Annotated in this window: 34 protein-coding genes; 19 read left to right on the top strand and 15 right to left on the bottom strand. The window is 60.7% G+C overall.

The features are described 5' to 3' along the window. The first annotated feature begins 71 nt into the window (after window positions 1-71). Together KIT02_RS05135 and KIT02_RS05130 are read left to right on the top strand one after the other, a co-directional pair. Window positions 72-452 carry a RidA family protein gene (locus tag KIT02_RS05135; protein ID WP_297583074.1) on the top strand — a complete coding sequence of 127 codons (381 nt, stop codon included), beginning with the start codon at window positions 72-74 and terminating at the stop codon, window positions 450-452. Further along, window positions 452-739: a hypothetical protein gene (locus KIT02_RS05130; RefSeq protein ID WP_297583071.1), complete on the top strand. Its 288-nt coding sequence runs from the start codon at window positions 452-454 to the stop codon at window positions 737-739. Before KIT02_RS05135 ends, KIT02_RS05130 begins: the two co-directional genes overlap by 1 nt. Here KIT02_RS05130 and KIT02_RS05125 read toward each other — a convergent pair. Both KIT02_RS05125 and KIT02_RS05120 read right to left on the bottom strand, forming a co-directional pair. Next, window positions 736-1,803 (bottom strand): hypothetical protein, encoded by a 1,068-nt coding sequence (locus KIT02_RS05125; RefSeq protein WP_297583068.1) that lies wholly within the window; start codon window positions 1,801-1,803, stop codon window positions 736-738. The two genes, KIT02_RS05130 and KIT02_RS05125, sit on opposite strands and share 4 nt — an antisense overlap. Window positions 1,804-1,861: 58 nt before the next feature. Then, entirely contained in the window at window positions 1,862-2,560 is a 699-nt protein-coding gene (locus KIT02_RS05120; protein ID WP_297583065.1) for an RluA family pseudouridine synthase, read from the bottom strand. 29 nt (window positions 2,561-2,589) lie between these two features. Between KIT02_RS05120 and KIT02_RS05115 the strand changes: the two genes are divergently transcribed. The 5 genes from KIT02_RS05115 to KIT02_RS05095 all read left to right on the top strand — a co-directional run bounded on the left by KIT02_RS05115 (window position 2,590) and on the right by KIT02_RS05095 (window position 5,748). Then, window positions 2,590-3,564: a hypothetical protein gene (locus tag KIT02_RS05115; protein WP_297583062.1), complete on the top strand. Its 975-nt coding sequence runs from the start codon at window positions 2,590-2,592 to the stop codon at window positions 3,562-3,564. Window positions 3,565-3,634: 70 nt separating this feature from the next. Then, window positions 3,635-3,817, top strand: coding sequence for a CsbD family protein (locus tag KIT02_RS05110; RefSeq protein ID WP_297583059.1), 183 nt, complete (start codon window positions 3,635-3,637; stop codon window positions 3,815-3,817). Between the two features lie 98 nt (window positions 3,818-3,915). Continuing rightward, complete coding sequence (locus KIT02_RS05105; RefSeq protein WP_297583056.1) at window positions 3,916-4,452, top strand: methylated-DNA--[protein]-cysteine S-methyltransferase; 537 nt, start codon at window positions 3,916-3,918, stop codon at window positions 4,450-4,452. 2 nt (window positions 4,453-4,454) lie between these two features. Then, the gene (locus KIT02_RS05100) at window positions 4,455-4,940 is read left to right on the top strand and encodes a CYTH domain-containing protein (protein ID WP_297583052.1); all 486 of its coding nucleotides are present in this window, start codon (window positions 4,455-4,457) and stop codon (window positions 4,938-4,940) included. Between the two features lie 34 nt (window positions 4,941-4,974). After that, the gene (locus KIT02_RS05095) at window positions 4,975-5,748 is read left to right on the top strand and encodes a MerR family transcriptional regulator (RefSeq protein WP_297583049.1); all 774 of its coding nucleotides are present in this window, start codon (window positions 4,975-4,977) and stop codon (window positions 5,746-5,748) included. A 38-nt stretch (window positions 5,749-5,786) separates the two neighbouring features. Here the strand turns inward: KIT02_RS05095 and KIT02_RS05090 are convergent, their stop codons facing one another. Next, window positions 5,787-6,350 (bottom strand): gluconokinase, encoded by a 564-nt coding sequence (locus KIT02_RS05090; protein WP_297583046.1) that lies wholly within the window; start codon window positions 6,348-6,350, stop codon window positions 5,787-5,789. After that, window positions 6,319-7,086, bottom strand: a complete 768-nt coding sequence (locus KIT02_RS05085) for an SDR family oxidoreductase (RefSeq protein WP_297583043.1) — start codon at window positions 7,084-7,086, stop codon at window positions 6,319-6,321. Before KIT02_RS05085 ends, KIT02_RS05090 begins: the two co-directional genes overlap by 32 nt. Window positions 7,087-7,163: 77 nt before the next feature. Here KIT02_RS05085 and KIT02_RS05080 point away from each other — a divergent pair, with 77 nt between their 5' ends. Then, the gene (locus KIT02_RS05080; protein ID WP_297583041.1) at window positions 7,164-7,634 is read left to right on the top strand and encodes an SRPBCC family protein; all 471 of its coding nucleotides are present in this window, start codon (window positions 7,164-7,166) and stop codon (window positions 7,632-7,634) included. A 143-nt stretch (window positions 7,635-7,777) separates the two neighbouring features. After that, window positions 7,778-9,196, top strand: a complete 1,419-nt coding sequence (gene gndA, locus KIT02_RS05075) for an NADP-dependent phosphogluconate dehydrogenase (RefSeq protein WP_297583039.1) — start codon at window positions 7,778-7,780, stop codon at window positions 9,194-9,196. Between the two features lie 45 nt (window positions 9,197-9,241). Here the strand turns inward: gndA and KIT02_RS05070 are convergent, their stop codons facing one another. From KIT02_RS05070 to KIT02_RS05055, 4 genes are all read right to left on the bottom strand, one after another. Further along, on the bottom strand, window positions 9,242-9,733 hold the full coding sequence (locus KIT02_RS05070; protein ID WP_297583037.1) for an N-acetyltransferase: 492 nt from the start codon (window positions 9,731-9,733) through the stop codon (window positions 9,242-9,244). Continuing rightward, complete coding sequence (locus KIT02_RS05065; RefSeq protein ID WP_297583034.1) at window positions 9,702-11,036, bottom strand: MFS transporter; 1,335 nt, start codon at window positions 11,034-11,036, stop codon at window positions 9,702-9,704. The genes KIT02_RS05070 and KIT02_RS05065 overlap by 32 nt, the downstream gene beginning before the upstream one ends. Window positions 11,037-11,126: 90 nt before the next feature. Further along, the gene (locus KIT02_RS05060; protein WP_297583032.1) at window positions 11,127-12,326 is read right to left on the bottom strand and encodes an FAD-dependent monooxygenase; all 1,200 of its coding nucleotides are present in this window, start codon (window positions 12,324-12,326) and stop codon (window positions 11,127-11,129) included. Window positions 12,327-12,328: 2 nt separating this feature from the next. Then, a complete protein-coding gene (locus tag KIT02_RS05055) occupies window positions 12,329-12,574 on the bottom strand; it encodes a zinc-finger domain-containing protein (protein ID WP_297583028.1) in 246 nt (81 codons plus the stop codon). 142 nt (window positions 12,575-12,716) lie between these two features. Between KIT02_RS05055 and KIT02_RS05050 the strand changes: the two genes are divergently transcribed. The 3 genes from KIT02_RS05050 to KIT02_RS05040 all read left to right on the top strand — a co-directional run bounded on the left by KIT02_RS05050 (window position 12,717) and on the right by KIT02_RS05040 (window position 14,723). Continuing rightward, the gene (locus KIT02_RS05050; RefSeq protein WP_297583026.1) at window positions 12,717-13,487 is read left to right on the top strand and encodes an alpha/beta hydrolase; all 771 of its coding nucleotides are present in this window, start codon (window positions 12,717-12,719) and stop codon (window positions 13,485-13,487) included. An 81-nt stretch (window positions 13,488-13,568) separates the two neighbouring features. Beyond that, the gene (gene cysE, locus KIT02_RS05045; protein ID WP_297583023.1) at window positions 13,569-14,393 is read left to right on the top strand and encodes a serine O-acetyltransferase; all 825 of its coding nucleotides are present in this window, start codon (window positions 13,569-13,571) and stop codon (window positions 14,391-14,393) included. Window positions 14,394-14,504: 111 nt separating this feature from the next. Beyond that, on the top strand, window positions 14,505-14,723 hold the full coding sequence (locus KIT02_RS05040) for a DUF3126 family protein (protein WP_046104514.1): 219 nt from the start codon (window positions 14,505-14,507) through the stop codon (window positions 14,721-14,723). A gap of 127 nt (window positions 14,724-14,850) precedes the next feature. Here KIT02_RS05040 and KIT02_RS05035 read toward each other — a convergent pair whose 3' ends face one another. Continuing rightward, window positions 14,851-15,528 (bottom strand): hypothetical protein, encoded by a 678-nt coding sequence (locus KIT02_RS05035; protein WP_297583020.1) that lies wholly within the window; start codon window positions 15,526-15,528, stop codon window positions 14,851-14,853. A gap of 107 nt (window positions 15,529-15,635) precedes the next feature. On the opposite strand from KIT02_RS05035, the gene KIT02_RS05030 reads away from it, so the two are divergent. Beyond that, window positions 15,636-15,956: a hypothetical protein gene (locus KIT02_RS05030; protein ID WP_297583017.1), complete on the top strand. Its 321-nt coding sequence runs from the start codon at window positions 15,636-15,638 to the stop codon at window positions 15,954-15,956. Between the two features lie 107 nt (window positions 15,957-16,063). On the opposite strand, the gene KIT02_RS05025 is transcribed toward KIT02_RS05030, so the two are convergent. The 3 genes from KIT02_RS05025 to KIT02_RS05015 form a co-directional block, all read right to left on the bottom strand. Beyond that, window positions 16,064-16,687 carry a transglutaminase-like cysteine peptidase gene (locus tag KIT02_RS05025; RefSeq protein ID WP_297583014.1) on the bottom strand — a complete coding sequence of 208 codons (624 nt, stop codon included), beginning with the start codon at window positions 16,685-16,687 and terminating at the stop codon, window positions 16,064-16,066. A gap of 159 nt (window positions 16,688-16,846) precedes the next feature. Further along, window positions 16,847-17,479: a PilZ domain-containing protein gene (locus KIT02_RS05020; RefSeq protein WP_297583010.1), complete on the bottom strand. Its 633-nt coding sequence runs from the start codon at window positions 17,477-17,479 to the stop codon at window positions 16,847-16,849. A 103-nt stretch (window positions 17,480-17,582) separates the two neighbouring features. Further along, on the bottom strand, window positions 17,583-18,239 hold the full coding sequence (locus KIT02_RS05015) for a PAS domain-containing protein (RefSeq protein ID WP_297583006.1): 657 nt from the start codon (window positions 18,237-18,239) through the stop codon (window positions 17,583-17,585). A gap of 185 nt (window positions 18,240-18,424) precedes the next feature. Here KIT02_RS05015 and KIT02_RS05010 point away from each other — a divergent pair, with 185 nt between their 5' ends. After that, the gene (locus KIT02_RS05010; protein WP_297583003.1) at window positions 18,425-19,159 is read left to right on the top strand and encodes a rhomboid family intramembrane serine protease; all 735 of its coding nucleotides are present in this window, start codon (window positions 18,425-18,427) and stop codon (window positions 19,157-19,159) included. Here KIT02_RS05010 and hisI read toward each other — a convergent pair. The 3 genes from hisI to folE all read right to left on the bottom strand — a co-directional run bounded on the left by hisI (window position 19,156) and on the right by folE (window position 21,388). Beyond that, window positions 19,156-19,602, bottom strand: coding sequence for a phosphoribosyl-AMP cyclohydrolase (gene hisI, locus KIT02_RS05005; RefSeq protein ID WP_297583000.1), 447 nt, complete (start codon window positions 19,600-19,602; stop codon window positions 19,156-19,158). The two genes, KIT02_RS05010 and hisI, sit on opposite strands and share 4 nt — an antisense overlap. A gap of 18 nt (window positions 19,603-19,620) precedes the next feature. Next, window positions 19,621-20,607 carry a magnesium/cobalt transporter CorA gene (gene corA, locus KIT02_RS05000; protein ID WP_297582997.1) on the bottom strand — a complete coding sequence of 329 codons (987 nt, stop codon included), beginning with the start codon at window positions 20,605-20,607 and terminating at the stop codon, window positions 19,621-19,623. A gap of 157 nt (window positions 20,608-20,764) precedes the next feature. Then, complete coding sequence (gene folE / locus KIT02_RS04995) at window positions 20,765-21,388, bottom strand: GTP cyclohydrolase I FolE (RefSeq protein ID WP_297582994.1); 624 nt, start codon at window positions 21,386-21,388, stop codon at window positions 20,765-20,767. Between the two features lie 150 nt (window positions 21,389-21,538). On the opposite strand from folE, the gene KIT02_RS04990 reads away from it, so the two are divergent. The 5 genes from KIT02_RS04990 to arfB all read left to right on the top strand — a co-directional run bounded on the left by KIT02_RS04990 (window position 21,539) and on the right by arfB (window position 25,038). After that, window positions 21,539-21,991 (top strand): iron-sulfur cluster assembly scaffold protein, encoded by a 453-nt coding sequence (locus KIT02_RS04990; protein ID WP_297582992.1) that lies wholly within the window; start codon window positions 21,539-21,541, stop codon window positions 21,989-21,991. Then, complete coding sequence (gene yidD / locus KIT02_RS04985) at window positions 21,988-22,302, top strand: membrane protein insertion efficiency factor YidD (protein WP_366520584.1); 315 nt, start codon at window positions 21,988-21,990, stop codon at window positions 22,300-22,302. Before KIT02_RS04990 ends, yidD begins: the two co-directional genes overlap by 4 nt. A 72-nt stretch (window positions 22,303-22,374) precedes the next feature. Beyond that, window positions 22,375-24,369, top strand: a complete 1,995-nt coding sequence (gene thrS, locus KIT02_RS04980) for a threonine--tRNA ligase (protein WP_297582990.1) — start codon at window positions 22,375-22,377, stop codon at window positions 24,367-24,369. Further along, window positions 24,369-24,593: a hypothetical protein gene (locus tag KIT02_RS04975; protein ID WP_297582988.1), complete on the top strand. Its 225-nt coding sequence runs from the start codon at window positions 24,369-24,371 to the stop codon at window positions 24,591-24,593. Before thrS ends, KIT02_RS04975 begins: the two co-directional genes overlap by 1 nt. Window positions 24,594-24,606: 13 nt before the next feature. Then, window positions 24,607-25,038 carry an alternative ribosome rescue aminoacyl-tRNA hydrolase ArfB gene (gene arfB, locus KIT02_RS04970; protein WP_297582985.1) on the top strand — a complete coding sequence of 144 codons (432 nt, stop codon included), beginning with the start codon at window positions 24,607-24,609 and terminating at the stop codon, window positions 25,036-25,038. Window positions 25,039-25,114: the final 76 nt, after the last annotated feature.

The raw sequence follows: 25,114 nt of genomic DNA, 5'->3' as shown, positions 1-25,114 counted from the left end.
CTCGGCTGCCCGTGTTTGTCACAAGGCTTTGGACATGACAATTGTGACCAGACGATTCTTTGGGGGTCTGAATGATAGAACGCATTGAGACGGGAATTGCGCCATCCTCGGCGCCGATCAACGATGCGGTTCGTGCCGGCAAGCATGTTTGGCTGGTAGCGATTGCCGAGGACCCGCAGACCGGCGCCATCGTCGATGGCGGGATCGACGCCCAGACCCGCCGTTGTCTGGACAATCTCGAATTGGCCCTCAAAGCTGCCGGCGGGACGTTGCGCAACCTGGTCATGGTTCAGATATTTCTGGTCGACAGCGCCGACGCGCCCGGTATGAACGCTGTCTATCGGGACTACATTACGGAGCAGCCTTTTCCGGTTCGCGCGACCGTGGTCGTCAAGGAACTACTGGCAAAAGGGCTGCGTATCGAAATCACGGCAATGGCGGTGCTGGACTGATGCTGCTCAAACGCGACCTTCTTGAATTGATCAAAGCCGGCAAGGTGGACCTGATCTTCCGGCGATGGAACCGGCCAACCGTTAAGCCGGGCGGCACACTCAAGACCAAGGTGGGTCTGCTTGCCATCAGATCCATCACGGACATGTCGCCTGACGACGTAACCGATGGCGAGGCCAGGCGCGCCGGGTTCATGGACGCCGGTGAATTCCACCACTGGCTCGGCACCATGAAGCAAGGCAACCTCTTTCAGCGCATCGAGGTCGGCTTTATCGGAGAAGCCGACTAGAAAACGCCGTACTGCAGGGGCGTGAATTTCCGCCGCATGGTCGCGCCAACCCAATCCTGAAGCAGCCGATTTGCTGCCTCGGTCTCGGTTGGGGGAAAGTCGATCGTCAGCACGGCGACCACAGTTGATCCCTGTTCAACCAGGGCCACCGTGGGATGGTCGGGGACGCGCGGCCATTCGATGATATGCTTGGCAACGTAGTCAGCGGCCGCCTGCGCGTTGGCCGCATTTCCATAGGGCAGGGCGATCCGCAGGTGAGAGCTGTCGGCACTACTGTCCAGGGCGAATGCGGCGAGCACGAAGGGCGGAAAGTGCAGCTGCGGTCCATCGGCGGCTGCTTCTATGGCTTCCCTGGCCTCGTCAAAATCCTTGCCGATCAAATCGGCGGGGTCGAGCAACATGCCCGCAAATGTATCCCCGCCCCAGCCCCAGGCCGCATCGAGATGCCCTTCGCCTCGCTCGATAGCAAGGGCATCGAGTACAGACTGCCAGATCACTGTGCCGCCGGCTTCACTGCCGATGGATGTCATCGCGTCCTCGATACCTGGCCAGCTTCTGGCAACGGCCACATAGCCGTCACCAAGAGCGACACGCTGTGACATGCCCATGCCGCCGCCAAGAGGGTCAGGCGCGCGCGCGGCCGCCAGGTCAATCGCGTGGTCCTCGCCCTTGCCGAGAACGGAAACGCCGTTGATTTCCCGTTTTTCGTAGTCGCGGGCGGCCAGTGCCGGCTCGACACCCGCTGCCATCTCGGCGCCGCCAAGCAGCACCAGCAATGTGTCGGGCGGATCGCCAATGGTCAGAACGCCATCGATGGCGTCGAGGTCAATTCCGCTGATCGGGTCGATGCCCTTTTGACTCATCAACACCCGTTGCAGACCGCGATCGGATATCATCTGGATCGCAGGAATATTGGCGGCCAGTCCACCCTGTGGCGCAGTGTACTGGAACGTCGGGCCGGTCGGATCGGCGGCAAACCAGGGTGCAAAACGGACGAGGTCTTCGTCCGCCATGGCGCCTGGTGGCGATGCGAGTAATAGGGCGATTGCCAGTGCCTTGCGCATGTGCTCCTCCGTGTCGTTCCGCTGCAATCATGCAGCGAAGCCACCGATGGTACGAGGCCTAAAAAGGCACGGGTGCGGCAAAGGTCGTAAAAAGTGCGGTGCTCGGATGTGTAAAGCCCAGTTCGGCAGCATGAAGCTGGAGCCGGTCTGCGGCCATCCGGTCCGCGCCGTCGGCATAAAATGCATCACCTAGAATCACATGGCCTATGGCCTTCATGTGAACCCTGAGCTGGTGGGTGCGCCCGGTCAGCGGCGTCAGCCGAACCCGCGTGGCATTGGCCTCACGCTCGATAACCTGCCATTCCGTTTGCGCGGGTCGGCCATGATCATGGTCAACCCTCTGCCGCGGCTTGTTCAGCCAATCGGTCGCGAGTGGCAGGTCGATGAGGCCGCCATCTTCTGCCAGTATACCGGCCACGCGCGCCACATAGCTTTTGGTGGTCTTGCGGTGCTCGAACTGGCTGCCGATGAAACCATGGGCTTTCTTGTTGAGTGCCATGACCAGGACGCCGGATGTGTCCTTGTCGAGCCGGTGACACATGCCGGCGGACGGCCAGGTTTGCCGGGCCCGGTATTCAACGCAGTCCCACAGACTCGGGTCTTTTCCTGGGACGCTGAGCAGGCCAGATTGCTTGTCCACCACCAAGATGTCGTCATCGACGTGAATGACGTTCAGGTAGGGTTCAGTTGGTGGAAAGTAGTCGGTGAGCGTGGGCATTGGACCGGGCATGAGGCCCTGTACCAGAGACTTGTCCATTTGGCTATTTGCTTGGGGGACAAACAAGCATGTGGGATTTTTCAATCGGAAGGGCGCTGGGTCTGATGGCGCGTACCTGGCCCTTCGTCGCTTTCAGGATGGTCGTCTATTTCGGAATAGCGGCTGCCTATGTCGTCGTAACAGGCGCTGGTGCCGGGATCGGGTGGGGCATTGGCGCGTTCGGCGATGGCGATTTCCAGGCCAGCACGTCTGTGTGGGGTGGAATAGCCGGGTTCGGCCTCACCGCCGGGGTCATCTATTTCCTGCGCGAATACATACTCTACATCGTCAAGGCAGGTCATATTGCCGTGCTCGTTGAATTGCTCGACGGGAACTCAGTGCCGGATGGCAAATCGCAGATCGATCATGCCGGCCGGGTGGTCAAGGAGCGCTTTGCCGAGGCAAGCGTCCTGTTTGGCGTCGACCAACTGGTCAAGGGGGTGCTGCGGGCCGTGACCGGTATTGTCGAGGGCGTTGCCTCGATCCTGCCCATTCCCGGCCTGCAGCAGATCGTCGGTGTTGTGCGCGCCTTCCTGCGCATTGCGGTCGGGCTACTCGACGAGGTTATTCTGGCCTATGCCATTCGCACTCGGTCCACCAACCCCTGGGAATCAGCAAAGACCGCTCTGGTGCTTTATGGGCAGAACTACCGGGTCATGCTCAAGAACGCCGCCTGGCTGACGGTGATCACCTACCTGCTTGCCTTCGTGGTCTTCCTGGTCATGTTGGCGCCGGCAGCGGCGCTGGTCTATTTCATACCGGGCGCATGGTCGGCAGGCGGGTTCGTTTTCGCCATCCTCTTTGCCTGGGCGGTGAAGGTCGCATTGATCGAGCCCTTCGCGATTGCCTGTCTCATGGATGTCTTTTTCCGGACCATCGAGGGTCAAAATCCCGATCCAGTCTGGGATCAGCGCCTGACATCGGCGTCCAACAAGTTCGGTCAACTCAAGGAGCGCGCCGCGAACTGGGCATCGCGTCGTTTTGGTGGCGCCACGACGATGTGATCGCCGATGCGAGGAACTGGCAGCAGAAGCTTCGGGTTGTACAGGCCGAGTTTCTTGAAAGGAGACCGTCATGCACAAGGATCAGGTCAAAGGCGCCGGCAAGCAGGCCAAGGGCGCCATCAAGGATGCGGTTGGTGGCCTGACTGGCAACACCAAGCTGCAAGCCGAAGGCAAGCTGGACAAAGCCGAGGGCAAGCTTCAATCCAAGGCCGGTGAGTTGAAAGACAAGGTCGGCAAGGCGCTGAAGCACTAAGGTTTAGAGGGGGGCAAGGCCCCCCTTTTTGTATCTTGGTCAGATTTGGCATGACCGGGAGGGATGCCCGCTCGTTACAATCGCGCTAAGGTCCGCAAATGCAGACCACCACATTCGACACCGCACTGGGTCTTTTCGGCATCGGCTGGACCGAGCATGGTCTGGCGCGCGTGCTGCTGCCGGATACCACCCAAAAGGCCATGCTGGATCGGCTGGAGCGCGGTGGGGCCTTGCCGGGTGAACCAACCCGAATGATATCGGCACTGATGGATCGTATCGAAGACTATGCTGAGGGGCGACCAGTTACTTTCAGCGCTACGCAGCTCGATCTTTCGAGCGTGCCGGATTTTCATCGGCGGGCCTATGAGCGCCTGCTGCAGGTTGAATGGGGGCAGACGTTGACCTACGGCGAATTGGCCCGTGAACTGGGCGATGTGAACCTTTCGCGGGCGGTGGGGCAGGCGATGGGTGCCAACCCGATGCCCCTAGTGATCCCTTGCCATCGTGTGCTTGCCGGCAATGGCAAACCAGGTGGCTTTTCGGCACCGGGCGGCACGCGCACCAAACTGACCATGCTGGCATTGGAGGGGGTTCACGTAGGTGCCCCGGCAGGGCAGCTGAACTTCGGTTTCTGATCATGGGTATCGAAATCGAGCGCAAGTTCCTGGTGACCGGTGATGCCTGGCGCGACCTGACTACAGGCAGCGCGAGCCTGCGGCAGGGCTATTTGTCCACCAGCGCCAAGGCGACGGTGCGTATCCGTCTCCTGGACGACACAAGGGCCGTGCTTACACTCAAGGGTCCCACGGAGGGGCTCGTTCGCTCCGAGTTCGAATACGACGTGCCCCTTGATGAGGGCAGGGCGCTCCTCGACATGGCCCGCCCTCATGTGGTCGAGAAACGTCGGCACATTGTTCCCTTTGGCGGTCATGTCTGGGAGATCGACGTTTTCGAAGGCGCTCATGAGGGACTTGTACTGGCGGAAGTCGAACTGGCCAGTGCAGACGAGCATGTCGCGTTGCCGGACTGGGTCGGGCCAGAGGTCAGCCACGATGACCGATACGCCAATGCCAGCCTGTCTCGCCAGTCCGGCATCCCGGGTGTTGACCCTCACGCCGCGTGAGGGACTATTTCCTCGTCTCGCGGAGGATGCGAGCATGAAAACCTACACCGTCAATCAACTGGCCCGGCTAGCCGGAGTCTCGGTGCGAACCCTGCACCATTATGACGAGATCGGTATTCTGCGGCCCGCATTCACCGGCGAGAACCGCTATCGCTACTATGGCGAGGACGAGTTGCTGCGCCTGCAGCAGATTCTGATCCATCGCGAACTGGATATTCCTCTCGCAGAAATCGGCGCCATCCTTGATGCTCCCGGTTTCGACCGGCTGAGCTCTCTGCAACAGCAGAGAGAACGGCTCGAGGAACAGGCGAAGCGTTACGCCGGCATGGTCCGGACGATCGACCGCACGATCGCCCGCCTGAAAGGAGAGAAGAAAATGTCGGATGCAGACCTCTATTCGGGGATCGTATCCCCTGAAAAGCAGGCCGAGTACGAGGCCTGGCTAAGAAAAAAGTACGGCCCGGGCATTGACGATCATATCGCGGTCAGCCGCCGAAAACTCGATGCGCTGAGCGATGCCGAGCGGTCGGAACTCATGGATGAACTCAAGCAGATCGAGAACGATCTGGCCGAGGGGTTGCGCAAGGGGATCCCGCCCCAGTCGACGAGCCTCGATCCGGCCATTGCCCGTCACCGCGACTGGGTGTCGGCCATGTGGAACCAGCCGGCGCCGATCGAAGCCTATGCAGGACTTGCCGATACCTATCTCGCGCATCCCGATTTCGTGGCGCGCTACGAAAGCATCGAAAAGGGCTTTGCCGAATACCTTGCTACGGCGATGAAGTCGTGGGCCCGGCGACAAGGGTAGAAGCAACGGCGGGAGGCGGACATGCCTCTCGCCGACCGCTACTGCCAGCGCCGGAATGACTTGAGGTGTGCCTGGGCAGAGGTGACGGACTTGACGATCTTGTCGACGCTATCGGTTACCGGAACCACCTGCACATTTTCCCTTGCCGGATCTGGCACTTCCAGCGTGGCGAACTGGCTGTCGAGCAGGCTGGTGGGCATGTATTCATGGCTACGCTTTGCCATGCGTTCACCAATGACCTCGCGACTGCCGCCGAGATAAACGAACAGCACCGGCTCCCCGGCCTGCCTGGTGATGAAATCCCGATATGACTTTCGGAGGGCCGAGCAGGCGCCAACCGCCACCCCCTTCTTTTCTGCGGCCTGTTTCAAGGCAACCGTGAGCGCTTCCAGCCATGGCCAGCGGTCCTCGTCGGTCAGCGGTGTGCCCGCGCGCATCTTCTCGACATTGGCTGTTGGATGGTACTGGTCGCCATCCAGAAAGGGCGCATGCAGGGCCCTGCCCAAAGCGGCGCCAATTGTGGACTTTCCCGAGGAACTGACGCCCATCACGATGATGATGCGGGCCGGGTCAAACCGTTGCTGTGAAGGCGCCGTCGACATAGAGGATGTGTCCGTTCACGAAGTTTGAGGCGTTCGATGCCAGAAAGACCGCCGCGCCGCCGAGTTCTTCCGGCTGACCCCAGCGGCCCATCGGGGTCCGGGTCTCGATCCAGGCATTGAACTTGTCGTCGGAAAGAAGGGCTTCGTTCATCTCTGTGGCGAAGTAGCCAGGCGCAATGCCGTTGACGTTGAGACCATGGCGGGCCCAGTCCACGGCCATACCGCGCGTCAGGTTCGCCACTGCCGCCTTGCTTGCTGCATAGGGGGCGATGGATGGGCGGGACAGTTCCGCCAGAAGTGAGCACACATTGATGATCTTGCCGCGCCCGCGCGCGATCATGTGCCGGGCAACCGGTTGGGCCACATTGAACACCGACGTGACATTGGTGGTGATGACCTGGTCGAACTTCTCCGGGGGAAAGGCTTCCAGCGCGCTCCGGAACTGCATTCCTGCATTGTTGACCAGAATGTCGATGGGACCAATCTCGCCCTCGATGTGATTGATGGCGTCGTTCACGCTTTCCCGACTGGTGACGTCGAATGCGACGGCACTGACCTTGGCGCCCGATTGGGCCAGATCGGCTGCAGCCGCTCCAAGCGTGTCCCGCGCATTGAGCACAACTGCGGCACCAGCCTTGGCGAGGGCCCTTGCCATGGCCAGGCCAAGTCCCCGGCTGGACCCGGTGATCAGGGCAAGCCGGCCCGTCAGGTCGAACGGTGATGTGTCGAGGTTCATCCTTGGCGCGACCTTCTCCCTATGGCACCGTCTCGGTGTTAGAAGAGCAGGGGCGTCTATGCAAGGCGGAGGGCTTCATGAAACTGGATTACACGACTTCGATTACCATTGACCTGCCGCGTGAGCGGGTGGTCGAATTGTTCGACAATGTCGACAACCTCTACAAGTGGCAGCGCGGCCTGCAGAGTTTCGACCATATTTCTGGAGAACCCGGGACGCCGGGCGCCAAATCCAGGCTGGTGTTCCAGATGGGCAAGCGACGGATGGAGATGATCGAGACAGTCACCCGCCGCGATCTGCCCGATGCCTTCGATGGCACTTATGATGTCGAGGGTGTCCACAATGTCGTCGAGAACCGCTTTTCCGAGCTCGGGTCAAACAAGACCCTTTGGGAAACCCGCAATATCTTCGAGATGAAGGGCTTCATGATGTCGGTGATGGGTTGGCTCATGCCCGGCATGTTCAAGAAGCAAAGCCAGAAATATGCCGAGGACTTCAAGGCCTTTGCCGAGCGCGGCATAGATGTCCGGTCCGGCGCGGACGCTTGATCTTCCATACAAGTTATGCGATCTGGCCGGAAAATGTGCAAACCGCCCTTCCTTCGGGCGGCGGTTTGTGGTCATTTCGCGCCGCGTGCCGTGCCCCAGTATGCATCGGATGAACACGGAAAAGCATGAGAAGGACGTTTGGTATGTCGACAGCGGATATCGGCCTTATTGGTCTTGCGGTGATGGGTTCAAATCTGGCCCTGAACATTGCCGAGAAGGGCTACACTGTTGCCGTTCACAATCGCTCGGCGGGCCGTGTTGACGAGCACATGGCAGACGCCAAGGCGCAGGGGCTCGATGGCAAGACCATTCCCAAATACGATCTCGCCGACTTCGTGCAGACCGTGAAGGCTCCGCGCTCAATCATCATCATGGTCAAGGCCGGCCAGCCGGTCGATGACATGATCGAGCAGCTGTTGCCCCATCTGGAGGCGGGCGACGCCATCATTGAATGTGGCAACTCGCTCTATACCGACACGCAGCGCCGCTTTGATTATCTCAAGCCCAAGAATATCGGTTATCTCGGCGTCGGTGTGTCCGGCGGCGAAGAGGGGGCTCGCCATGGTCCGTCCATCATGGTCGGCGGTTCCAAAGAACAGTGGCACAACGCCGAGGCAGTGCTGACCGCGATTGCTGCCCAGTTCAACGGCGAGAGCTGCTGTGCCTACCTCGGCGAAGGCGGCGCCGGTCACTTCGTCAAGATGATCCATAATGGCATCGAATATGGCGACATGCAGATGATCGCCGAAATCTATGGTGTGATGCGCGATGGCCTGGGCATGTCGGCCAAGGAATGTGCCGGTGTGTTCAAGGAATGGAACAAGGGGCCGCTCAATTCCTACCTGATCGAAATCACCGGCCATGTGCTGGACGCGGTTGACGCCGAGACGGGCAAGCCACTGGTTGACCTGATCCTCGACAAGGCCGGCCAGAAGGGCACCGGCATGTGGTCTGCGGTCGTCGCGCAGCAGATGGGCGTGCCCGCGACCGCCATTGAAGGCGCCGTTGCCGCGCGTTCGCTGTCTTCGCGCAAGTCCGAGCGCGTTGCCGCCGAAGCCATCTATGGCAAGCCGAACCGTGCCAAGACCGACGTGACGCTGGCCGATCTCGAAAAGGCGCTGCTCGCAGGCAAGATCGTTTCCTATGCGCAGGGCTTTGCCGTCATCAACAAGGCTTCGGAAGAGTTCGGCTGGTCGCTGCCGCTGGCAACGATTGCCAAGATCTGGCGGGCCGGCTGCATTATCCGCTCGCGCTTCCTTGATCAGATGTCGAGTGCCTATGCCAAGGGCGAAGCGGTGAACCTGCTGGTGGTTCCCGACTTCGTGACCATCATGAAGGAAAGCCATCCGAGCCTGCGCAAGGTGATTGCGGCCGCGGCCATCGGCGAATTCCCGATGATCTGTCTGTCTGCCTCGCTCAGTTATTTCGACAGCTATCGCCAGGCTCAGGGCACGGCAAACCTGACCCAGGGCCAGCGCGACTTCTTCGGGGCTCATGGTTTCGAGATCGAAGGCCGTGGCACCGACCTGCACGGCACCTGGCCCTCGACCCTGGGCAAGTAAGCCGCCTCCCAAATGAAAGGGCCCCGCTTCGGCGGGGCCTTTTCTTTAGAGGGTCTGGAACATCACATAGGCGTCCACGTAACCATGGGCAGGATGGTGGAAGGCCTCGGGCAGGGTGCCAACGATATCGAAGCCCAGCTTCTGCCAAAGCGCTACCGCGCCGATATTGGTCGAGACGACGTGATTGAACTGCATGGCCCGGAATCCCCGTTCGCGCGCCCGCTCCAGCGAATGCAGGCACATTGAGCGGGCAATTCCTCGACCACGCGCCTCCGGGGCCGTCATGTATCCGCAATTGGCCACGTGGGCGCCGTTTCCAGCCTGATTGGCCATCAGATAGTAGGTGCCAAGAACGCGCCCATCTCCCTCCGCCACGAAGACTTCATGGGACGGCATGAGCCAGTAAGCCCACAGCCCCGCCTCATCAAGATCGGTCCTTATGGCATAGGTTTCCCCGGCCCGAAGAATCGGACCGATTATGGCGTGAATGGCGGGCCAGTCCGCGTCAGTCGCGGCGCGTATCGTCGTCTGGGTCATCTTCAATCGGCGCTACACGCACCTGTCCTGGCGGCGGCATTTCGGGGGCGTGCGGGTGGTCGGCAACGCTCGGTCGACTACCCAGTTCATAGCGCCAGGCCGCGAAGCCAAACAGAAGCAGGGCTATCGCCACCGCGATGCTGCAGGCAATGAAAGGGGCGCCGGGGAAGTAGTGCCCCGTGTCTGGAGCTGCCGTGTAATAGGAAAAGATCTGCGTGGCTGCCAGCGGGCCGATAATGGTCGCCAGCGAACTTGCAGCGTTGACCGCACCCTGCAACTCGCCCTGACTGTTGTCGGGCACCTGTCGCGACAGCACGCCGTTGATGGCCGGGGGTGCCAGCCCGCTCACAGTGCCGACGGCGATGAACAGGTAGAGCTGATAGACATCTACGGAAATCGCAATGCCGGCAAAGGCCGCCGCGGCCGCCAACAGCCCGATAATACCCACGGCCGGCTCGCCGATGCCGCGCGAGAAGGGGCCAGCCAGGACTGCCTGGCTGAAAGCAAAGCCTACGCCGAATGCCCCAAGCGTTCGGCCGATCGTGGACGAGCTGAAGTTAAACACTTCAACGGTGAAATAGCTGAAGATCGTCGGCAGGGCCTGGGTGGCGAGCTGCAGGAAAAACAACACGGCCAGCAGCCAGAGGACCGAAGGGTACTGTTTTAGCGCCAGAACCGCGCCCAGGGGATTGGCGCGCTTGATGTTGAACTTGCGACGCGAGCTCTTGGGCAGGCTCTCCGGCAGGACGAAGAGACCGAAGAGGAAGTTGGCAAAGGCCAGGCCCGCAGCGGCGAAGAACGGGACGCGCGGCCCGATCTCACCCAGTTCGCCGCCTATGACCGGGCCAATAATAAATCCAAGCCCGAAGGCGGCGCCGATGAGCCCGAAGCGGTGGGTGCGCTTGTGAGGGGGCGTGATATCGGCCATGTAGGCTGTCGCGGTTGCCAGGGCGGCTCCGGCGATACCGGCAATGATCCGGCCGATGAACAGGTACCAGACGAACGGCGCTATCGACATCATCAGGTAGTCGAATGTCAGCCCCAGCAGCGACAGCAGCAGAACCGGCCTTCGCCCAAACCGGTCCGACAGATTTCCCAGGACCGGCGAAAACACGAACTGCATGAAAGCATAGGCAAAGACCAGATAGCCGCCGATGACGGCTGCCTCTGCAACACTGCCGCCCGTCAACTCTTCGAGCAACTCCGGCAGGACGGGCACGATAATGCCGACGCCGATCATATCGATGAGAATGGTGACGAGAATGCAGGTGAGTGTCAGGCGGGAGCGCGTCGCAGCTTGCATGCGGTCTTGTGACCCTTCTTCTTATCTGCCCCGTTTCCAGACGCTGCAATTGACACGGGCGGCGGTCGCGATGCAAGCGTCAATGGCAGATCAGGGATCGGCCTGATCCCGCTTCGCTGGCCATTCGAGGTTGGCACGGTGTCCATATATCCAACCCAGCCGACGCAAGTGCGCCTGCCTGCCCTGAAGGCGCATGACCAGGTCGCGCGCCATGCTGGCAGGCCAGCCCAGATGAAAGATGCGGCCATTGCTGACCGAAAGTGCAGCCACCTTGGAAACGCGACTCTGGCGGATATTGGCGAAGTCGGCAAGCGCCTGTTCCGCGTGACCAGTCCCGACCAGCAAGGGCGCAAGGACCGCAGCATCCTCGATGCCCATCGCAGCACCCTGCGCCTGAAACGGCACCATGGCGTGGGCGGCATCACCGATGATCCCGATATTGCCCTTGCTCCAGGCTCGTTGCCTGACTGTGTACAGCGGCCACGCGGACCAGCTCGAGCCGGCTGCAGCCAAAAGCGTGCGGACTCGCGGCCCGACACGGCCCAGCCGGGGTTGGCCCGCCGATTCAGGCAGGCGACTCGGCTGGAACAGCGCCAGATTAACCTGCCGCCGATGCGGCAAGGGGTAACAAACCAGGTGAAAGCCGCGGCCCAGAAACACCGAAACACGGTCGGTCGCAATCTGGCCGGCAGCGCTATCCATCGAGATCAGAGTGCGCCAGGCCAGCCTGTCGCCAAACTGTGGCGCGCCGCCATCCAGCACCCCCTGGCGGGTTTGGGAATGAACGCCGTCAGCACCAATGAAGGCGCGGGCGCGAATGGTTCTGCTCTGCCCGCTCGCCTCGTCCACGGATACGGTCACACCGCGCGCATGGGATACAACGTCCCATTGGCGGATGCCGAAAAGGATGTCGACATTGGCGAAGCGTCGGCAGGCCTTGTATAGAATGTTGGCGAGGTCGGCCCGGTGCATCACCGCATAGGGGGCATCGAATCGCTCGGTGACCGCGCGCCCAAGATCGAGACTTACAAGGGGCGCCATGGCCCGTTGCCGATAGACATCGAGAGCCGCGGGTTCAAAACTGACGCCTGACAATGCTGCGTCCAGGCCGAGTTGATTGAGAACATGCCGGGCGTTCGGACTGATCTGCAGACCGGCTCCGAATTCCTGCAACGCGGGTTGCCGCTCGAGCACAACCACGGTCGCGCCGAACTTGGCGAGCGCAAGAGCCAGCGCCAGGCCTGAGATTCCCGCCCCGGCAATGACGTAGGTCTGGCCCGTACCGGGCATGATCAGGCGGCGTCTGCCTTGAAAATCGCAGAAGACGGGTTTGCATGTCCGGGGCCCAGATCGGCCTTATGGACATAGAGCGTCGAGCAATAGGGGCAGACAACCTCATTGTCTTTGCCCATGTCGAGAAAGACATGCGGGTGGTCAAACGGCGGCAGGGCGCCGACACACTGGAATTCCTTCGAACCGATCTCGATGCTGCGCAGACCTTGGGTATTGTGGAAATGCGGGGTTGCGCCGTGGGCCATGGTGGAAAACCTGGAAGGTGTTTGATTTGGCGCGACCATAGCCAAACACCCCTTTCAAGAAAAGGGGAAAGGCGGCGCCGGTTTGCCCTTGCATTTCCTTTTCGGTCCCGCAAAACCGGGGTAGCCATTTCAAGGAGGGCCCATGCCGCGGTTTCAGTCGTCTTATATCAACCTCTCCTACGAGATCGCCGGTGAAGGTCCGACCATCCTGTGTGTTCACGGTTTTGCGTCGAGCGGGAAGGTGAACTGGATCGATACCGGTTGGGTGGAGACCCTGGTCGAGGCGGGCTACCGTGCCGTGACGCTAGACAATCGCGGCCACGGACTCTCGGACAAGCCTCACGATCCCGAGGCATACTATCCCGCTCAAATGGCCGATGACGCCATTGCCCTGCTTGACCATCTCAACGTTTCCCGGGCGGCCGTGCTTGGCTATTCCATGGGCGCCCGCATCGCTGCTTTCATGGCATTTGCACATCCCGAGCGAGTCGCTGCGGCCATCTTTGGTGGCATGGGGATGAACCTGATCAACGGACTGACGGATGGCAACGACATCATTGCCGGCCTGCGCGCGCCCGACCTTGCGTCGCTCACGCATCCGACAGCCCGCCAGTTCCGCATTTTTGCAGATCATACCGGTTCCGATCGTGAAGCGCTCGCCGCCTGCATGGAGACGTCTCGTCAGCCCATGGCCCGTGCTGATGTTCGCCGCATCGCCGTTCCGGTCCTGGTGGCGGTGGGAGAGGAAGACGCCATGGCCGGCCCGCCCGCGCCTCTGGCGGAATTGCTGCCGCAGGGGGAAGCCTTCGTCATTCCGCGGCGCGATCACATGCGCGCCACCGGCGACAAGGCATTCAAGGCAGCGGCTCTCGCATTTCTTGCACAGCATTTTCCCATCAGCGCTGAATCGTGAACCAATCGAAGCGGACAGGCTTTGTGATTTGGAACAATCTCCCTTATATCGGTGTTTGTCGATGAAGCCAGGAGCCTAGCGATGAGTGGCAGTGCCAAGAAATCAGTGCACCTGCAGGCGGTGGACCCGGTTTGGGAAGCCGTACGGGCGGGCGCCAGACAGATTCTCGATGCCGAGCCGGCATTGGCCAACCTGGTTCTGTCCAATGTTCTCAATCATGATTCCTTCGAAGCCGCGCTGTCACACCGGCTGGCCGCCCGCCTCGATCACGAGGAAGTTTCCGCCGATATGATCCGGCAGTCGTTTGCCGAGATCATCCGGGACGACCCCTCCATCGGCAATGCGGCGCGCGCCGACCTGGCAGCAACCCTCGAGCGCGACCCTGCCTGCCACCGGGCCATTGAGCCGCTGCTGTTTTTCAAGGGTTACCAGGCCATCCAGACGCATCGTTTCGCCCACGCCCTTCACAAGGCCGGGCGCCGCGATTTTGCCCTTTACCTCCAGAGCCGGTCCAGCCAGGTGTTCCAGACCGACATCAATCCGGCCGTCCCGATGGGCAAGGGCATCATGCTCGACCACGGTACGGGCCTTGTGATCGGGGAGACGGCTGTCGTGGGCGACAATGTCTCCATGTTGCAGAACGTGACGCTGGGCGGCACCGGCAAGGCTGAGGAAGATCGGCATCCCAAGATTGCCAACGGCGTGCTTATCGGCGCCGGAGCCAAGGTTCTGGGCAACATTTTGATCGGCGAATGCTCGCGCATTGGCGCAGGCTCGGTGGTCTTGAAGGCTGTTCCGCCCCGCACGACGGTCGCTGGTGTTCCGGCCAAGGTGATCGGTGGTGCCTGTGAACAGCCGGCTTTGGTCATGGACCATGTCCTGCTGGACGCTGATCAGTCCGTTTGAGAGTGCAAGGCCACCGCGGCTCTTGTGCCCGCTAAATTGCTGACTGCAGGGGTTGCCACCGTGTCGGCAGACACTAGATTGCGCCTCAACAGAAACAGCAGGACATCCGACGTGAACCATCCCGAGATCATCAAGCTGCAAAAATTCCTGCAGCGCACCTTCAACAACCGCAATATCGATGTGCGTCCGCGCGCCAAGCTCAATGACTCGGTGGAAGTCTTTATCGGCGAAGAGTCGATTGGTCTGATCCATCTCGACGATGAAGACGGCGATAAATCGTACATGTTCTCGATGTCGATCCTGGACATCGACCTGGAAGATATCGACTGACCGAGTGGGATCGCATTGTCACCGGCACATTCCCGCGAAAGCGGGAGCGTCCGGTTTGATCCCCTGATGTCTTGAGTCTCATCGGGGCATGGAGCCACGGTCTATCGTTTTGGCGCCACTCGCAGGTCTAGAGGGCGCCGGCGCGTTCCAACCAATTGGCCATGGCAGTGTCGAATTGGCGCCAAAAGGGCAGGGCGGTGGCGTCGAACGTATAGATCGCCGCCAGCCCGCTGGGTAATTGGACCGTGCGAACGCATCGCGCCACGGTCGTATCCGAGATCGGATCAAGGCATTTTGCGACGAAGGGATCCGGGGACAGGGCGTCGTACCACACGCTCTCTCCCGCATAACCATCGCGCGAGATGAGGCGTTTGCCCACAAGGCCTGGCACACCGCCGATTGTGCCATCTTCGAACTGATGCAAATAGACTGCGTCCAGCAGTCCGCTGCTGGCGCGTGCGCGGGTGCGCGGGAGCAAGGTGACCTCTACGGGAACCGGCGCCGCGCCTTCTGAAAGGCCCAGGCGCACGATGATATCTGCCTGCGCGGCAAAGCCGGGCTTCAACTGTTCCCCATGCCGATACCAGTTGGCCGGAATGCTCAATTCGCGTCCGCCGATGGTCTGGCTGATCGGATCGACATCGGAAAGCTCGGGCCCGACTATGCCGTCTGCCCGCACTGCCCTGTCGATGAGATAGGCGCCACCCACGGCAATAAGTGAAATCATCACCGCGATGGCCGCCAGATTATAGGCGATGGTGCCGCTGGATCGGGTTTGAGCCTGTTCGGTGCCGGTGGAAATCATGACCAGCGTTAACCAAGTCTGTTTGGCGGGGATGACAGATATTAGGAGCTTCAATATGATTAACAAATCGTAAAGATATTGCTGGGCTTGAAGCGGGGACAGCCGGGATGATTAGGGAATTCGTGCTGGCGGCTTTCATCATGGGCGTCGGCCTGTGCATGTCGGGCATGGCGACGCATCTGTATCAATGGGTGTTCCGTCAGCAGGCCATGCTTCGGCTTGACGGGCGCAACGCCTTGGGTGCCCTGGGTCACCTGGTGATGAGCTTTGTCTGCGGCCCATACATAATGTTGCAGTTTGGATGGCGGCATGAAGAGGGCGGGGCGCTGTCGATGACATCCATGCTGGTGTCTGCGCTGGTCGCCTTCGGGTGGGCCTTCATCACCGGGCTCATGTTCATGAGTGTCTATGTGGCAGTCATCCACTAGCGACAACGCCCTAACGGAATCAGTAAGGCCGGCGTCGCTTGCGCGAGGCCGGCCTTACTCTTCAGACCCCTATCAGGGATAGGCTTGGGGCGGGGTCCGGAAACTCGTCAGTTGGAGCGCGCGGCAACCACGGTGACGCGGTCGTCGATCATGTCGACCCACTGGCCTGCATTAGCCTGGGACTGGCGCTTGATGAATTTGTAGGGTGTTTCGTTCCAGACGCGGATCATGCCGTCCTGATTGTCGAGAACGAGATCGCCACGGTCGGTGCGAACCATGAGCACGGCGTGCCCGTCGCCATTTGCCTGGCGCACGACCGCGATCATCAGTGTGGACGGGTGCCAGCCGGCGTTGATGAGATCACGGCGCTTGGCCAAGGCAAAGTCTTCGCAATCGCCGTAGCCGTTCGGGTAGGTCCAGAACTCTTCAACCTGATAGAGGTCGCGATCGGTGACCGGCACTACATTCGTGTTGTAGTGGGTGTTGACGGCCACGAGCTGCTGCCAGTTTGCATCGTTCAGCGAAACCGCCGGCACCACCTTGTCATAGGCGCGACATTCGGACGGGCGAGCCTGGCAGAATTCCATGTGCCCAACCGGGATCGAGGTGGTCCCCTCGCGGGCCTGAATAAAGGCAACGTTGGTGAAGTCCTGCGCCATCGCCGGCGCAACGGCCATGATGGTCAGAGCGGCGAGTAGCGGGCCCAGCCAGTTCTTTGTGTTGAAAGCCATAGTGTGATCTCCCTGATGGAGACCACGTTAGGCGGGGCGAATTGCGCCGATCCGAAAACTACAACGCAGTTTTTATGCGTGTTTTACAGGAGTTTGGAAGGATTTGTTCACCATGAAGGGTGTGCGGCAACGGGACCAGACAGCGGGAACGCCTGCGGCTTAGTTGATGCGCAAATTCTGTTGAACGACAGTCAGCATTTCCTGAGCGGCGGCGAACTCGACCGCGACGCCATTCTGGAAGTGCCGGACGACGCGCGCCCGCATGCGCCCCAGTGTCACCGGGGTGCCCATGGCCGGGCGGACATCGAGTTCAATGGCGGCACCGGACAGGGAAATGTCGATGATCTTGCAGTTATAGCGCCGGCCGTCGTCGAGCACGACGGTGGAATGGCGAATGTCGGGGACCATGCGTTCGTGACGGCGGTCTTCCGGCAGGTTCAGGATGTCCTTGTTGGCCAGCCAGGTGAGCTGCGCCGCCATCTTGTCGCGCTTGCGCGTGGACGCGGCGATATCCATGACAAAACCGCCATCGACGGCATTGAGGATGGTGCCTTCGACCCGGCCAAGGTGGTCGAGATAGGCAATGACCTTTTCGCCCACGATGCCCATTGCCGGCGCAATTACCACGGCGTCGCCCGGCGACATGGAGAGGACCTGACAGGGAAACTCGCGCCTGTCGGCGAGCATGTAGCGGCCGAGAATTGAGACATTCACGCGCTGGAATCTGGCCTCGGCGGCCTTGGGCCGCAGAAGCGATGCAGGATGCGGGGCGGTAATGTCGTCGCTGAGCATGCGCAAGGTTACCCGGTTTGCCCGAAGTTATGCCTGCACGCTATCCGGTCTTGGTTAACGCAAAGTGAGATGTCACCCGCTGAGACGCATAAAAGCGCCTGGATTAGTTCCGGCCGCCATCGATGACCGCGAGATGCGCATAACGGCGTGCTGAACGACCGAAGACCGTTGCGGGCATTGCCGTGGGTGCGCCCAGGTGCGAGGTGAAGTCGAGGTCGCTGCCAATATTGGACACTGCCTGGCGCAGGGGTTCTTCCGACTGGGCCTCGTCGGGCCAGATCAGCCGGAGGCCGATGATCCTTTGTTCCATGATTGGCTGCACGCCCAGCCAATAAGGTGTTTCGAGGGCGGTCATGGCCCCAAGGACGCGGGTATGAGTGGATCCGTTGTGCCGAAGCGGCATCAGGATGGTTTCAAACGACACCTTGGTCTGCAGGGCAGTGCTGCCCTGGAAAGTCACCAGGGCAACGGCATGATCTTCCGTGACGGCGCGGATGAGGGTATCCACCGCATCCATGTCGCGCTCGTGCCACAGGCCGGTGAATGAGCGGTTCTTGAGTTCGCGGCAATAGCTGGTGCACAGGTGGGAGCCCGCCAGCCGGAAGGAGAAGCGGTCGGCTTCGTCCAATTCGAGAATAAAAGTGTTGGCGAGTGCCTCGCGAATGCGGGTGGGGTCGATGTCGCGGCGATCTGGTGCGCTTCGCGATCCGCGAATCGTGTTCCAATAGCTATAGAGCGTCTTGGTGCTCGGCATCTGCATGGCTGATTTCCGCTGTTCCAGGCCAGGGTCGCCAACTCCCCCTGAGTCCGCGTCCCGTGTCCGCTGACAATCGCAAAATGCGGTGTGAAACGCCCGCTTAAACAATGGTTAAGGTTAACGTGGCGGGACTGATGTGGAAAAGTTAATGGCACGCCGCGCCGCCCTTGGGCTTTTGGGAAAACAGCATGAGTGAACAACAGCCGGACAAGCCAGGCGAGGGCAATCAGGGTTCAGAGCCGATCTTCCTTCTGCCCGGCGCGGTGACGGTGCTGGCTGGGCTTCTCATTGCGATTCATGCCGCGTCAACCATGGTGCTTAACCTGGAAGGGCAGGAGCAGTTTCTCGTCTGGTTCGCCTTTCAGCCGATCCGAATCGTGGTCGGCGCGCAGGACCCGAGTTTTCTGGTCCCCTTGCTATGGACGCCATTCACCCACGCATTCCTGCATGGAGGCTGGGATCATCTTCTGATCAACGTCGCCTGGCTGGTGATCTTCGCGACGCCGCTCGCGCGGCGCTACGGCGCTGTTCCCATGCTTTTGCTGTTCCTGATTTCGGCCGCCGCAGGCGCGGCTCTTTTTGCTGTCAGTACGCTGTACTCGGGTGTCTATCTGATCGGCGCGTCGGGCGGTGTGGCCGGACTCACGGGCGCTGCTACGCGCTTTATCTTCCAGCCTGTGCTGGTGGGCCGGCACCCTGAGACCGGAGAAACCATCGCGCTTGGCAGGCGTCTGGCAAGCTTGGGAGAGGTTTTCACCAATCCCCGCTCGCGCTATTTTACGCTGATCTGGCTGGTCCTGAACGCCGCTGTGCCGCTGTTGCCGCTGCTGACGGGAACGTCGCTGGGCATAGCCTGGCAGGCCCATATCGGTGGCTTCGTCGCCGGGCTGCTTCTCGTCGGCCTTTTCGAGAGACGCAACTAGCGTTTGTACACTGTCGCGGGGTCGAACAGGCGCGGCAGGCCAATGTCGGCCAGCGAGGCCTTGTCACCAGCCATTTCCACCCGCCGATAGAAACAACTCTTTCGCCCCGTGTGGCAGGCTGCGCCGCGACCGGTCTGCCGCACAAGCATGACGATACAATCCTGATCGCAGTCAGTGCGCAACTCAACGACCTCCTGCAATTCCCCCGAGGTTTCGCCTTTCTTCCAGATCGCCTTGCGCGAGCGCGACCAGTAGTGGGCGATGCCCGACTCCAGCGTTAGCGCCAAGGTTTCGGCATTCATGTGGGCTACCATGAGAATAGTGCCGCTATCGGCTTCGGTGGTGACCACGGTGATGAGCCCGTGGGCGTCAAAGCGTGGCGCAAAGGTGGTGCCTTCTTCGCGTTCTGCATGGTCGAGCGATGCAGGGTCTGAGAATTTCAACGGTCATCTCCCAAGGGTTTATAGCCACCCTTTTCGCTTGAAGAAGAGGTAGGGCAGAATGGCAAACACAATCATCAGCCCGATCGCAAATGGATAGCCGAAGGGCCAGTGCAATTCCGGCATGAAATCAAAGTTCATGCCATAGATCGAGGCCACCAGGGTGGGCGGGAGAAACACGACGGCGGCCACCGAGAAGATCTTGATGATCTGGTTCTGCTCGAGATTGATCAGGCCCAGCGTCGCATCCAAAAGGAAGCTAGCCCGCCCGTTCAATGCTCGTGCGTGATCCGACAAGGACAGGGCGTCGCGCTGGATAACCTTGAGCAGGACGCGATTTTCGCGCGTTATTGCACTCTTGCTCTTGGGCGTTTCGTCCATTGCCGCATGGTATGCCGTCAGCCGGCCGATACTGACCAGGCTTTCCTGTATCAGGTTGAGGAGCTCAGCCTTGGCGCCGATTTTCTCGATGAGGGCCTGCAGACCACGCGTCTTCTTGCTGATATTGCGGGCCTTGTTGCGAAATATCTCCCGCGAGATGTGGTCGACGTCGGTGCCTACACGCTCCAGCGCGTCGGCAAGCCGATCGACGAGCGCCTCCAGCAGTCCCAGCATGACGTGCTCGCCGGTCCGCGACGGCGTGTCCTTCTGCCGGGCCGCGCGGCTGCGATAGGCCGCAAACGGGCGCGGATTGCACCACCGCACCGTCACCAGCGTCGTGCCCTTGAGAATGAAGGTGACCGGCATCTTGATGGGGTCGTCGCTGTCGAGGTTCGCCAGAGCCGTAAGGGTCAGAAACTCAGCGCCGTTCTCATGGTAGAGGCGGGATGACAGCTCGATTTCGGCCATGTCCGCCTGAGAGGGGATGGTGACGCCCAGCGCCTGCTCGACAGAGTGATCCTCCTCGGGAGCCGGATTTTCCAGATCGATCCAGACCAGGCCTTCTGAGTTGCCGTTCCAGTCTTTCTCGGTCAGCAGTTCGCTATCGCAGGTAAATGCCTTCAGCATGGCTGGCTCCATGATTGCCGCCCCTCAGGGCCGGCGAGCCGGTTCTAGGGCGCTACGCTGCTGTGGTAGTGGTTTAAATGATCCATCATTGCGCCGTTGCTCTAGCGCCGAAGCCTGATGAGAGCCAGCACTATTTGCACCGTGCCATCGTGCGGAATCAGCGATGCCCGACCATGGCAAAGAACCGATCCTGCTCGACCCGATCTTCGGCAAAGACACCCGTGAACCGATGGGTCACGGTCTTGACGTCATGGGCCTTCACGCCGCGCATCGTCATGCACATGTGCTCGGCCTCCAGCATGACGGCCGCGCCGCGCGGGCCGAGGTTTTCGTTGATCGCGTCGATGATTTGGGCGGTCATGGTTTCCTGCGTCTGCAGGCGGCGGGCAAAGACCTCAACCAGACGGGCCAGCTTTGACAACCCAACCACCCCGTCGTGCGGCAGATAGGCTATATGCGCTTTGCCATAGAAGGGCACCATGTGGTGCTCGCAATGGGCGTAGAATGGGATGTCGCGGACCAGAACGAGATCATCGTAGCCTCCGACCTCCTTGAAGGTCTTGGACAGCACGTCCCGCGCATTCTGGTCGTAACCTGCAAACAACTCGCCATAGGCCTTGGCCACGCGGGCAGGGGTTTCGAGAAGGCCTTCACGCGAAGGATCGTCGCCCGCCCAGGCGATCAACGTCCGGACGGCTGCCTCAGCCTCTGCCTGAGTAGGACGTGACGTGGCGCCAAGAGATTCTGACGCCTGCTTGAGCGGCTTGACTTGGGCATCCATGGGTCGTGCTCCTTGCGTTGCGACCGCTCTCAATACGCCGCAAGCGACGCGTCGGATCATGTCAGGATGCCTCGGCCCCTGACACTTCCGCGTGGACCCCCTATATAGAAGTCGAACGAGACCAGAACAAGAAACAGAATCGTCCACGTCATGGAGCTCAGCGATCTTTATTCGGAGAGAATCCTGGATCTGGCCGGCAATGCCGTTTCGCCGGCTCGGCTGGATCATCCGGATGCGAGCGCCCGAAAGGTGAGCCGCGTCTGTGGCTCGAGCATCGAAGTCGATCTCATCATGCGAGACGGGGTCATCTCCGGTTACGGACATGACATTTCGGCGTGCGCGCTCGGGCAAACATCAGCGGCAGTCGTCGCGCGAGAAATCGTGGGTACGCCTGTCACCGAATTTCTCGCCGTTCGCACCGCCATGCACGACATGCTGAAGGCAGGCGGGCCGCCGCCAACCGGGAAGTGGGATGACCTGAAATATCTCCAGCCCGTGAGAGACTATCCCAACAGGCATGTTTCGACCCTGCTGGTGTTCGACGCTGTTGCTGCGGCGCTGGCAGAAGTTGAGTCGAAACAGGCAGTTGCGGCCGGGCGATGATGCAGCGACTTAGTCAGCAGTTCTGGAGGGTGATTGATTTGCCCTTCAAAATCTCGGCTGTGCTGCTCATCACCATTTACCGATATACGCTCTCGGCCTTTACGGGTCGAAGCTGCCGGCACCTGCCGACATGTTCGGAGTTTACCCGCGACGCGATCTGGCAGTTCGGCTTCTGGCCCGGCGGATGGATGGGGCTGGCGCGGTTCTGGCGCTGCCGCCCCGGCGGAACGCACGGCTATGATCCGGTACCGGAAACTCTTCCGCCAGGTGGCCGTTGGTATCAGCCATGGCGATATGGGCGCTGGAAATAGCGGACAATCGTGCTATTCAGGCCGCCTTGCCGCGATAGTCGCGCAAGGAACAGAATTTTCTGGAGATACAAAATGTCGATCAAGGTGACTTTCCCCGATGGTGCTGCTCGCGACTATTCGCGCGGCACTACCGGCACCGAGATCGTGGAAGGCATCTCCAAGAGCCTGGCCAAGAAAACGGTGGCAATGCGCTGGAATGGCGTTTTGTCGGACCTGTCAGACGCGCTGGAAGCTGACGGCAAGATCGAGTTTGTGACGCGTGACAGTGGATCGGCTGATGTTCTCGAACTGATCCGGCACGACGCTGCGCACGTGCTTGCCGAAGCCGTGCAGGAGCTCTGGCCAGATACCCAGGTGACAATCGGTCCGGTGATCGAGAACGGATTCTATTACGATTTCTATCGCCCGCAGGGTCCTTTCACGGAAGAGGAGCTGCGCGTCATCGAAAAGAAGATGGGCGAAATCATCGACCGAGGCGCTGCTTTTACCAAGGAAGTCTGGTCGCGCGATCAGGCAAAGGACTGGTTTGCCGCCAAGGGCGAGGCGTTCAAGGTCGAACTCGTCGACGCGATTGCCGCCGACCAATCGATCAAGATGTACAAGCAGGGCCAGTGGATGGACCTGTGCCGCGGCCCGCATATGCGGACGGTCAAGGACATTGGCCAGGCCTTCAAGCTGACGAAGGTGGCAGGTGCCTATTGGCGCGGCGACAGTAATCGCGAGGTGCTGTCGCGCATCTACGGGACGGCTTTTCCCAGCAGGGAAGAACTGGACGCCTATCTCCACATGATGGAGGAGGCCGAAAAGCGCGATCATCGCAAGATCGGTCGCGATCTTGACCTGTTCCACCTGCAGGAAGAGGCGCAGGGCTCGGTGTTCTGGCACCCGCGCGGCTTCGTCATCTATAATCAGATGGAAGCCTATATCCGCAGGCGCCTCAGCAAATCCGGCTATGTCGAGGTCAAGACTCCCCAGTTGATGCACGCCAAGTTCTGGGAGCAGTCCGGCCACTGGGGCAAGTACCGTGAGAACATGTTCGTGGTGCCGGATCAGGTTCCCAATACCGAGGATGACAAGCCGGTCTTTGAAGAGGTCGGCGACCTGCTGGCGCTCAAGCCCATGAACTGCCCTGCCCATGTGCAGATCTTCAACCAGGGCATCAAGTCCTATCGCGATCTGCCTCTGCGCATGGCAGAATTCGGCTGTTGTCACCGAAATGAAGCGCATGGCGCCCTGCATGGTCTCATGCGTGTGCGGCAGATGACGCAGGACGACGCGCACATCTTCTGCCGTGAGGACCAGATCCAGTCCGAGACGGAGCACTTCGTGCATCTGCTCTACTCGGTCTATGGCCATATGGGCTTCGAAAACGTGGTGATCAAGCTTGCCACGCGACCCGAAAAGTTCGGCGGCACCATCGAGCGTTGGGATGCGGCGGAGAAGGCCTTGGGCGACGCGCTGCGCGCCACGGGATATGACTTCGAGATCGCTGAAGGCGAGGGTGCGTTTTATGCGCCAAAGCTCGAATTCCACCTGAAAGATGCCATCGGTCGGTCCTGGCAGGTGGGAACGCTGCAACTCGACTACGTGTTGCCGGAGCGGCTGGACGCGACCTATGTCGCCGAGGATGGCTCGCGGCAATATGCGGTCATGCTGCACCGGGCGATCCTTGGTTCGCTCGAGCGATTCATCGGGATTCTCATCGAGAACTATGCCGGCAGGATGCCTCTGTGGCTGGCACCGACTCAGGTCGTCGTCGCCACCATCGTGTCGGAAGCCGACGGCTATGCCGAAAAGCTGGTGCGCCAGCTGCGCGATGCCGGAATTCGAGCGGAGATCGACGCACGCAACGAGAAAATCAACTACAAGGTCCGCGAGCACTCGGTGCAGAGGGTGCCGCTGATGTTCGTGGTGGGCAAGCGCGAGGCTGAGGAAGGCACCGTGTCGGTCCGCCGTCTCGGCACCGAGGGCCAGCAGGTTCAGCCGTTCATGGATGCGCTTGTGTCGCTGATGGCCGAGGCAACACCACCCGACCTGAAGGACGCTGCGGCGGCAAAGGTCGCCTGATGCCGCAGCGGCCGTCCAATCGTGAGATGAAGGCGCTCTACCATCTGGGCGAGGACAAGGTCCTGGGCCCGGATGACTTCAAGGATATCGGCGAGAAGACCTTTGCCGGCATGCTGAAGAAGCTCTGGGTCGAGGAAGTCGAGCCAGGCAAGTTCCGCACGACCGAAAAGGGTCGCATCATCCACGACGAGGAAGTGTTCTTCACAGGCCGCTGGAAGCGCTAGGGGAGCGGGTGACATGGCCGATCCGATCATGATCACCCGCACCATTTCCATCGATCCAGGCGAGATCGAGGAAACATTCGTGCGTGCCTCCGGCCCCGGCGGTCAGAACGTCAACAAGGTCGCGAGCGCTGTTCAGTTGCGGTTCGACCTGACGAACTCGTCAAGCCTCAGCGAGCCGGTAAAGCGGCGTGTAGCGGCGCTGGCCGGCAGCCGGCTGACCAAGGATGGTGTGATCGTCATCACGTCGAATTCCCATCGCGACCAGCCGCTCAACCGTGCCGAGGCCCTGGCACGACTGGTGGCTTTGGTGCGGGAGGGCGCCTATCCGCCAAAGCCGCGCATTGCGACCCGGCCGACCCTGGCCTCCAAGAAGAGACGGGTAGAGGGCAAGGTACGCCGCGGCAGCACGAAACAACTTCGTGGCCGGCCGGGCGTGGAGGAATAATTCCAATCTTTACCAAGCGTCATGCAACACTGTCATATCGATGGCCAGTGACGAGGTAAGCAGGCTAAGTCCCGAT

It is taken from the genome of Devosia sp. (genome assembly GCF_025809055.1).
Taxonomy (GTDB): Bacteria; Pseudomonadota; Alphaproteobacteria; order Rhizobiales; family Devosiaceae; genus Devosia.
Note: the sequence above shows the minus strand (reverse complement) of the source record. Positions and strands in the feature narration are given on the sequence as shown.